This window comes from Pseudomonas edaphica (assembly GCF_005863185.1).
Taxonomy (GTDB): domain Bacteria; phylum Pseudomonadota; class Gammaproteobacteria; order Pseudomonadales; family Pseudomonadaceae; genus Aquipseudomonas; species Aquipseudomonas edaphica.
Window position 1 is genome coordinate 1 of sequence record NZ_VBVZ01000304.1, and the last position, 7,279, is coordinate 7,279.

7 protein-coding genes are annotated in these 7,279 nt (G+C 59.9%); 5 read left to right on the plus strand and 2 right to left on the minus strand.

Going from position 1 to position 7,279, the window contains the following annotated elements; all coding sequences use genetic code 11:
* Together FEM54_RS19415 and FEM54_RS19420 are read left to right on the plus strand one after the other, a co-directional pair.
* Positions 1–368, plus strand: a 368-nt coding sequence (locus FEM54_RS19415; protein ID WP_073525043.1) for a ribonucleotide-diphosphate reductase subunit beta, incomplete at its 5' end; no start/stop codon positions are given.
* 130 nt (positions 369–498) lie between these two features.
* Positions 499–987 (plus strand): DUF1289 domain-containing protein, encoded by a 489-nt coding sequence (locus FEM54_RS19420; protein ID WP_138452528.1) that lies wholly within the window; start codon positions 499–501, stop codon positions 985–987.
* 8 nt (positions 988–995) lie between these two features.
* Here FEM54_RS19420 and FEM54_RS19425 read toward each other — a convergent pair whose 3' ends face one another.
* On the minus strand, positions 996–1,604 hold the full coding sequence (locus FEM54_RS19425; protein WP_099548301.1) for a LysE family translocator: 609 nt from the start codon (positions 1,602–1,604) through the stop codon (positions 996–998).
* 112 nt (positions 1,605–1,716) lie between these two features.
* On the opposite strand from FEM54_RS19425, the gene FEM54_RS19430 reads away from it, so the two are divergent.
* On the plus strand, positions 1,717–2,580 hold the full coding sequence (locus FEM54_RS19430; protein WP_099548300.1) for a LysR family transcriptional regulator: 864 nt from the start codon (positions 1,717–1,719) through the stop codon (positions 2,578–2,580).
* Positions 2,581–2,587: 7 nt separating this feature from the next.
* Here the strand turns inward: FEM54_RS19430 and mdeB are convergent, their stop codons facing one another.
* Positions 2,588–5,266 carry an alpha-ketoglutarate dehydrogenase gene (gene mdeB, locus FEM54_RS19435; protein WP_138452530.1) on the minus strand — a complete coding sequence of 893 codons (2,679 nt, stop codon included), beginning with the start codon at positions 5,264–5,266 and terminating at the stop codon, positions 2,588–2,590.
* 191 nt (positions 5,267–5,457) lie between these two features.
* On the opposite strand from mdeB, the gene FEM54_RS19440 reads away from it, so the two are divergent.
* Together FEM54_RS19440 and pcsA are read left to right on the plus strand one after the other, a co-directional pair.
* Positions 5,458–6,372 (plus strand): class I SAM-dependent methyltransferase, encoded by a 915-nt coding sequence (locus FEM54_RS19440; protein ID WP_138452532.1) that lies wholly within the window; start codon positions 5,458–5,460, stop codon positions 6,370–6,372.
* 149 nt (positions 6,373–6,521) lie between these two features.
* Positions 6,522–7,241 carry a phosphatidylcholine synthase gene (gene pcsA / locus FEM54_RS19445; protein ID WP_017134682.1) on the plus strand — a complete coding sequence of 240 codons (720 nt, stop codon included), beginning with the start codon at positions 6,522–6,524 and terminating at the stop codon, positions 7,239–7,241.
* The last annotated feature ends 38 nt before the right edge of the window (positions 7,242–7,279 follow it).

Genomic DNA, 7,279 nt, shown 5'->3' on the forward strand with positions numbered 1-7,279 from the left:
AGTCGATGCACCTGAACTTCGGTATCGATGTGATCAACCAGATCAAAATCGAAAACCCGCATTTGTGGGATGCCGAGATGAAGGAAGAAGCGACCCAGATGATTTTGCAGGGGACGCAGCTGGAGATTGAATATGCGCGGGATACCATGCCGCGTGGGGTGTTGGGCATGAATGCGGCGATGATGGAGGATTACCTTAAGTTCATCGCGAATCGTCGTCTGTCGCAGATCGGCCTGAAAGAAGAGTACCCAGGGACGACTAACCCGTTCCCGTGGATGAGCGAGATCATGGACTTGAAGAAAGAGAAAAACTTCTTCGAAACCCGTGTGATCGAGTACCAGACTGGCGGCGCGCTGAGCTGGGATTAAAAATGTAGGAGCGGGCTTGCCCGCGATGGCGGCGGGTCAGTTAAGCATATATTGGCTGACACTCAGCTATCGCGGGCAAGCCCGCTCCCACATGCGTTAGCGGTTTTTTTTAGACTTGCGTACAAACTTTATGCCCAACCAAACCATCAAAACGCCCTGCGTCGGCCTGTGTTCCACCGTTTACGGCGACCTGGTCTGCCGGGGCTGCAAGCGTTATCACCATGAAGTCATCCAGTGGAATGGCTACAACGCCGAGGAAAAACAGGCGGTGTGGCTGCGCCTGGAACAGTTGCTGGTGCAGGTGATGGCCAGCAAGCTTGAGGTGTTTGACCCGCAGCTTTTGCGCCAACAACTTGAAACCCGCAAAATTCGCTTTATGCCACACCAGTCGCCGTACTGCTGGGCGTACCAGTTGATTGCCCGGGGCGCGCGGGTGATTTCCAAGCTGGACGCGTATGGGCTGGCGTTGCTGCCGGAGTTTCGCGAGCGTCACCTGGCAGATTTGCGTGATGCGATTGACCGCGAGTTTTTCCTGCTGTCCGAGGCGCATTACGAACGCTATATCGCGCCGGGCTTCTTGAAAGAAGCCTTTGGGCCAGCACTGATCGCCACCTTCTAGACTTGCCGTCAGCTATGGACAGGCAGCGCTAACCCGAACAGCACAAAAAAACCACCGCAGACTTTATTGAATCGGCGTCCGGTTCGGGCTAACCAGGGCCTGACCCGATGTGCTGCGCTGGCCACCAGATATTCAACAACAAACTCCACCACGGCGTAGGTCAGCGCAATGGCGGCCGTCTGCGCGATGAGGCTTCGGTGTGGGTCCAGAAAAGGTGGAATGAAGGCGGTGAACAGCAGCAGCGCCTTGGGGTTTGAAATCGCCGATACCAGCCCTTGGCGAAACAGCGACCAGCTTCGCAGGCTGGTCGTAACGGCTGCCTCAAGACTCACAGGCGCCGAGCGCCACAACCCAAACCCCAGCCAGATCAGGTACAGCCCGCCAACCACCTTCAGTGCCGTGAACCAGGTGGCAGACGCCTGGATCAGTGCCCCCAAGCCTAAAGCGCAAAACGACAGCACCACGGCAAATCCGAGCACGCCGCCCGAAATCGTGAAGAGTGTTTTGCGACGCCCGTGAATGGCGCCATGGGTCAGCACTAATAACGCATTGGGCCCTGGCACTATAGCGATGCCGCAGCAGGTAACCAGGTAAAGCAACCAGGTGTCGAATGGCATGGTCAAATCCAGCAGGCAGGGGTTGAGGCGAGGATTTTGCGGGTGAACAAACCTCTTGAAAAGCGCATAATTCACGTCACAGCCATTCGATTAACGAATAGAGGTCACCTGGATGCCTGCCAGCAATTTGCAGATCGATTGGCTCAAATGCTTTGTGGCCGTGGTGGATGCCGGCTCGCTCTCTGGCGCGGCCCATGAGGTCAACCGCTCGCAGTCCGCCGTCAGCATGCAAATGAAAAAACTGGAGGCAGCGCTGGGGCGGCAGTTGTTGAGCCGTGGCCCGCGTCACCTTCAACTGACGGCGGACGGTCAGTTACTGCTGGGCTACGCCCGGCGCCTGCTCGCACTGCACGCCGAGACCCAAGCGGCCTTTCACGGTGAAGAATTGACCGGACGCATCCGCCTTGGCGTTGCGGAAGACTACGCGGCGATGTATCTCACGCCGGTGCTCAAGCGTTTTTTGCCGCGCTATTCGGGTGTGGAAATAGAACTGACTTGCGAACAGTCGGCCGCACTCATCCCGCGTGTGCGCAGCGGCGACCTTGATCTTGCACTCGTGTCGCGTGACGCCCCTCAAAGCGGCACTTTTCTATTCAAGGAACCCATGGTATGGGTCGGTTCGCCCCAGTTCGAACTGTGGAGGCGCGATCCGCTACCTATCGCCGTCTACGAAAGTGCAAGCCTGGCCAGACGTTATGCGGTGAACTCACTGAGCCAAAAGGGACGTGAATTCAAGGTGGTTTACAACAGCTCCAGCCTTGCCGGCCAACTAGCCGCCGTTGAAGGTGGGCTGGCGATTGCCGCAATCACCCAATGTACCGTGCAGGCATCACTTCAGGTTCTGGGCAGCGAGCACGGCTTGGGCAGGATTGAACCCATGGAGGTTTCAATCCTGCGAAGCCGGGCCTCGCGCGGGTCTGAAGCGGTTGATAGCCTGCATGCATTCATCATCAGCTCACTGAGGCAGCAGGCTTAACAGGGGTTCAAGAGGTCCAGGAAGGCTCGCGCTCCGCCTGTACGCCATACCGCTCGATCGCCTGCTGACAAACCTCGGGTTCCAGACGGCCCTGCTCCACCAACGCCGTCAGCGCCGCCAGCACAATGTGATAGCGATCCACCTCAAAGAAATCACGCAACGCTGCCCGAGTATCGCTACGCCCAAAGCCGTCGGTGCCCAACACCGTGTAGCTGCTGTCCAGATACGAAGCGATCATCTGCGGCACCGCCCGTACATAGTCGGACACCGCAATCACCGGTACACCTTTAGGCAAACATGCATTCACATGACTGGAGCGCTTCATATCCTGAGGATGCAACCGATTCCAGCGCTCCACCTGTCGCGCATCCCGTGCCAGCTCGCTGAAACTGGTCACGCTGAACACCTCGCTCGCCACCTGCCAATCCTCCTCCAGTAACTGCGCGGCCGCCTGGGCCTCACGTACCAGCGTGCCCGAGCCGAGCAGGCGCACCTTGGCATCCGCAGCACCTTGCAACCGATACATGCCCTTGATAATCGCCGCCTCCACGCCTGCCGGCAGTGTCGGTTGCGGGTAGTTTTCGTTCATCAGGGTCACGTAGTAGAACTCGTCCACATCGTGCTCCAGCATCTGACGCATACCGTGGTCGAGGATCACCGCGAACTCGCCGGCAAACGCCGGGTCGTAGGCGCGGCAGTTGGGCACCGTCGCGGCTGCCAAGTGGCTGCTGCCGTCCTGATGCTGCAAGCCTTCGCCGCCCAGGGTGGTGCGCCCGGCGGTGGCGCCGAGCAGGAAACCACGGGCGCGCTGGTCGGCGGCAGCCCAGATCAGGTCGCCGACGCGCTGGAAGCCGAACATCGAGTAATAGATATAGAACGGCAACATGCGCAGCCCATGCACCGAATAACTGGTGGCGGCCGCCACCCAGGAGCTGATGGCGCTGGCCTCGCTGATGCCTTCTTCGAGAATTTGCCCATCGGTGGCCTCGCGGTAGCTGAGGATCGAGCCGATGTCTTCCGGCTCATAACGCTGGCCAACGCTGGAATAGATACCGATCTGCTTGAACAGGTTGGCCATGCCGAAGGTGCGTGCTTCATCCGCAACGATTGGCACGATGCGCGGGCCGAGAGCCTTGTCCTTGAGCAGGTTGGTGAGCATGCGCACAAACGCCATGGTGGTGGACATCTCCTTACCCTCGGCTGCCGTAGCGAAACCGGCGTAACCCGCCACCGGCGGCACGCTGACGGGTGCGGCCAGCGGGCTGCGGCTTGGCATATAACCGCCGAGTTTGTGCCGACGTTGATGCAGGTAACGCAGTTCAACGCTGTCCTCGGCGGGTTTGAAAAAACTTAAGGATTCGGTCTGCGCATCCGTGAGCGGCAACTGGAAGCGATTGCGAAAAGCGAGCAGCGCGTCGCGATCGAGCTTCTTCTGCTGGTGCGTGGTCATCTTGCCCTGCCCGGCTTCGCCCATGCCGAAGCCCTTTTTGGTCTGGGCCAGGATCACCGTGGGCTGGCCTTTTACCCGGCGCGCGGCATGGTAGGCAGCGTGGATCTTGACCATATCGTGGCCACCGCGCTTGAGGCGGTCGATTTGCTCGTCGCTCATGCCCGCCACCAGGGCCGCCAGCGACGCGCTTTGGCCGAAGAAGTGCTCGCGGTTATAGGCGCCGTCTTTGGCGGCAAAGGTCTGGAATTGCCCGTCGACGGTGTTCGACAAGGTTTCCACCAGTGAACCGTCAGTGTCCTTGGCCAGCAAGGCGTCCCAGTCCGAGCCCCACACCAGCTTGATCACGTTCCAGCCGGCACCGGCAAACAAGGCTTCGAGTTCGTCGATGATGCGCCCGTTGCCGCGCACCGGTCCGTCGAGGCGCTGCAGGTTGCAGTTAACCACCCAGGTCAGGTTGTCCAGGCCTTCGCGGGCAGCCAGGGTCAGGGCCGACATGCTTTCCGGCTCGTCCATTTCGCCATCGCCGAACACACCCCAGACGTGCCGGTCGGTGGTGTCCAGCAAGCCGCGATGTTGCAGATAGCGCATGAAGCGCGCCTGGAAAATCGAGCTGATCGGGCCGATGCCCATGGAGCCGGTGGGAAACTGCCAGAAGTCCGGCATCAGCCACGGGTGCGGGTAGCTGGAAAGGCCGCGTGCGCCGGCTTTTGGCCCGCCGATTTCCTGGCGGTAGTGCGCCAGGTCGTTTTCCGTCAGGCGGCCTTCCAGATAAGCGCGGGCATAAATGCCCGGTGCCGAGTGCGGCTGGTAGAACACCAGATCGCCACCGAAGGTGTCGCTGCGCGCCCGGAAGAAGTGATTGAAGCCGACTTCGAACAAGTCCGCCGCACTGGCATAACTGGCGATATGGCCACCGAGTTCGCCATACGCCTGGTTGGCGCGCACCACCATGGCCAGAGCGTTCCAGCGCACCAGCGAGGCGATGCGTTCTTCGGTGGCCAAGTCACCGGGAAACGCCGGTTGCTGCTCAACGCTGATGCTGTTGACGTAGGGCGTGCCGTGGCGCGGTTTCCAGTCGATGTGCGGTGCGCTGCCTTCACGGGCCAGCAGGTCGAGGATCTGGCGCGCCCGTTCTGGCCCGGCATTGGCCACCAGCGAGGCCAGGGCGTCGCGCCACTCATCCAGTTCTTGCGGGTCTTGGGCTGTGTGATTGACTGCACTCGCGAAACCGTTCATGGGCACCTCCGGGCTTTTTTTCCAGTTTATGTCGGTGCCTGAGGATTTTCTGCCTGTTATCAAGCGCAGGTTCAAGCATTTTGAGCATGAATCACTGCCAATCATCTTTTTTGCAGCACGTTGTGCTCAAACACGACGAAGCACCGCAACTGTGTTTAAAATGCCGCCCGCTCAACGACTGACGCTCAACGATGAACCCAGACGCACTCGCTACCCTGCACGCCCATTTGCTCACCGCCCTGGCTAACCCGCCGAGTGAAACCCGGCGCCTTTTCCACGGCCGTGGCCGCTGCTGGCCGGGCCTGGAGCAACTGACGGTGGACTGGTTGCAGGGCGTGCTGCTGGTCTCGTTGTTCAAGGAGCCTGCGCCTGCGCAGCTCGAAGCCCTTAAGCAGCTGCTGCAAACACAGTTCAGTGCTTACACCGTTGCCCTGCAACACCGCTACCTGCCGCAAAGCACCACCGAATGGCTCTCGGGCGAGGCCGTTGACGAACTGACCATTACCGAAGGCGGCCTGCGTTACCTGATCGACCTGGGTAAAAAACAGAACAGCGGCCTGTTCCTCGACATGCGCTACGGCCGCAACTGGGTGCGCGAACAGGCCAAGGGCCAGCGCGTGCTCAACCTGTTCGCCTACACCTGTGGTTTCTCGGTGGCCGCCATCGAAGGCGGCGCCGACCATGTCGTAAACCTGGACATGGCCCGTGGCGCCTTGAGTCGCGGGCGCGACAACCATCGCCTCAATGGTCATGACCTGAGTAACGTCAGCTTCCTGGGCCACGATCTGTTCAAATCGTGGGCCAAGGTGACGAACAGCGGCCCTTACGATCTGGTGATCATCGACCCGCCGTCGTTCCAGAAAGGCAGCTTTCTGCTAACCAAAGACTACCAACGCGTGCTGCGCCGCCTGCCGGATTTGCTCACAGCCCACGGCACGGTGTTGGCCTGCATGAACGACCCGGCCTTCGGTGAAGACTTCCTGATTGACGGCGTAACCCGCGAAGCACCGGGCCTGCGCTTTGTGCAGCGATTGGAAAACCCGCCGGAATTTCCCGATGTCGACCCGCAAAGCGGTTTGAAGGCATTGGTGTTCCGTCAGGGTTGATGCCGAAACGTCTGACCCTTGCTACGCTAAGTGATACACCGGGGCGGTGAACCTTATTCCCTCCTTCCCGGTCGATACCTGCATTCCCTGGCCAGACTCGACGGCGTTACGTCGTCGGCTGCCCTGTTTCATCTTTTGGAGAGCCGCCCGTGATATCGACCCTGCATGTAGCCAGACTCAAAGCCTGGGGCGCCCACGGCTTTACCGCCACCGGCGTGGTGCTGGCGTTCCTGGCCACCCTGGCATTGCTGGAAAACTCACCCAAGGCCTGCCTGCTGTGGCTGGGCCTGGCGCTGGTGGTCGATGGCGTCGATGGCTCGCTGGCGCGACGGGTGAATGTCAGCACGGTACTGCCCAGCTTTGATGGCTCGGTGCTGGACCTGGTGATTGACTACCTGACCTATGTGTTTATTCCGGCGTTGTTTATCTACCGCTATATCGACCTGCCGGACTTTACCCACCTGTTTACCGTGTCGGTGATCCTGGTGTCGTCGCTGTTCTGCTTCTGCAATGTGAACATGAAGAGCAAGGACAACTATTTTGTCGGCTTTCCCGCGGCCTGGAATGTGGTGGCCTTGTGCGTTTACATCATCCAGCCGGACGCCTGGGTGACCCTGGCCACAGTGATCGGCCTGGCGCTGCTGACCGTGACACCGATGAAGTTTCTACACCCCTTCCGGGTCAAGCGCTTTATGCCGATCAACATCGCCGTGACCACCATCTGGTTGCTGTGCAGCTTTTTGATGGTGGTGGACTACCCCAATACCAACCCGTGGACGTTCGGGTTGTGGTCGGTGATGTCGGCGTATTTTCTGGGGATTTGTGTGTGGCGCACGGCGTTGGAGTGGCTGGACAAACGTCACAGCTGAAGATCCAGAGCAGACGCAGAGCGTCAGAGGCGGCATTC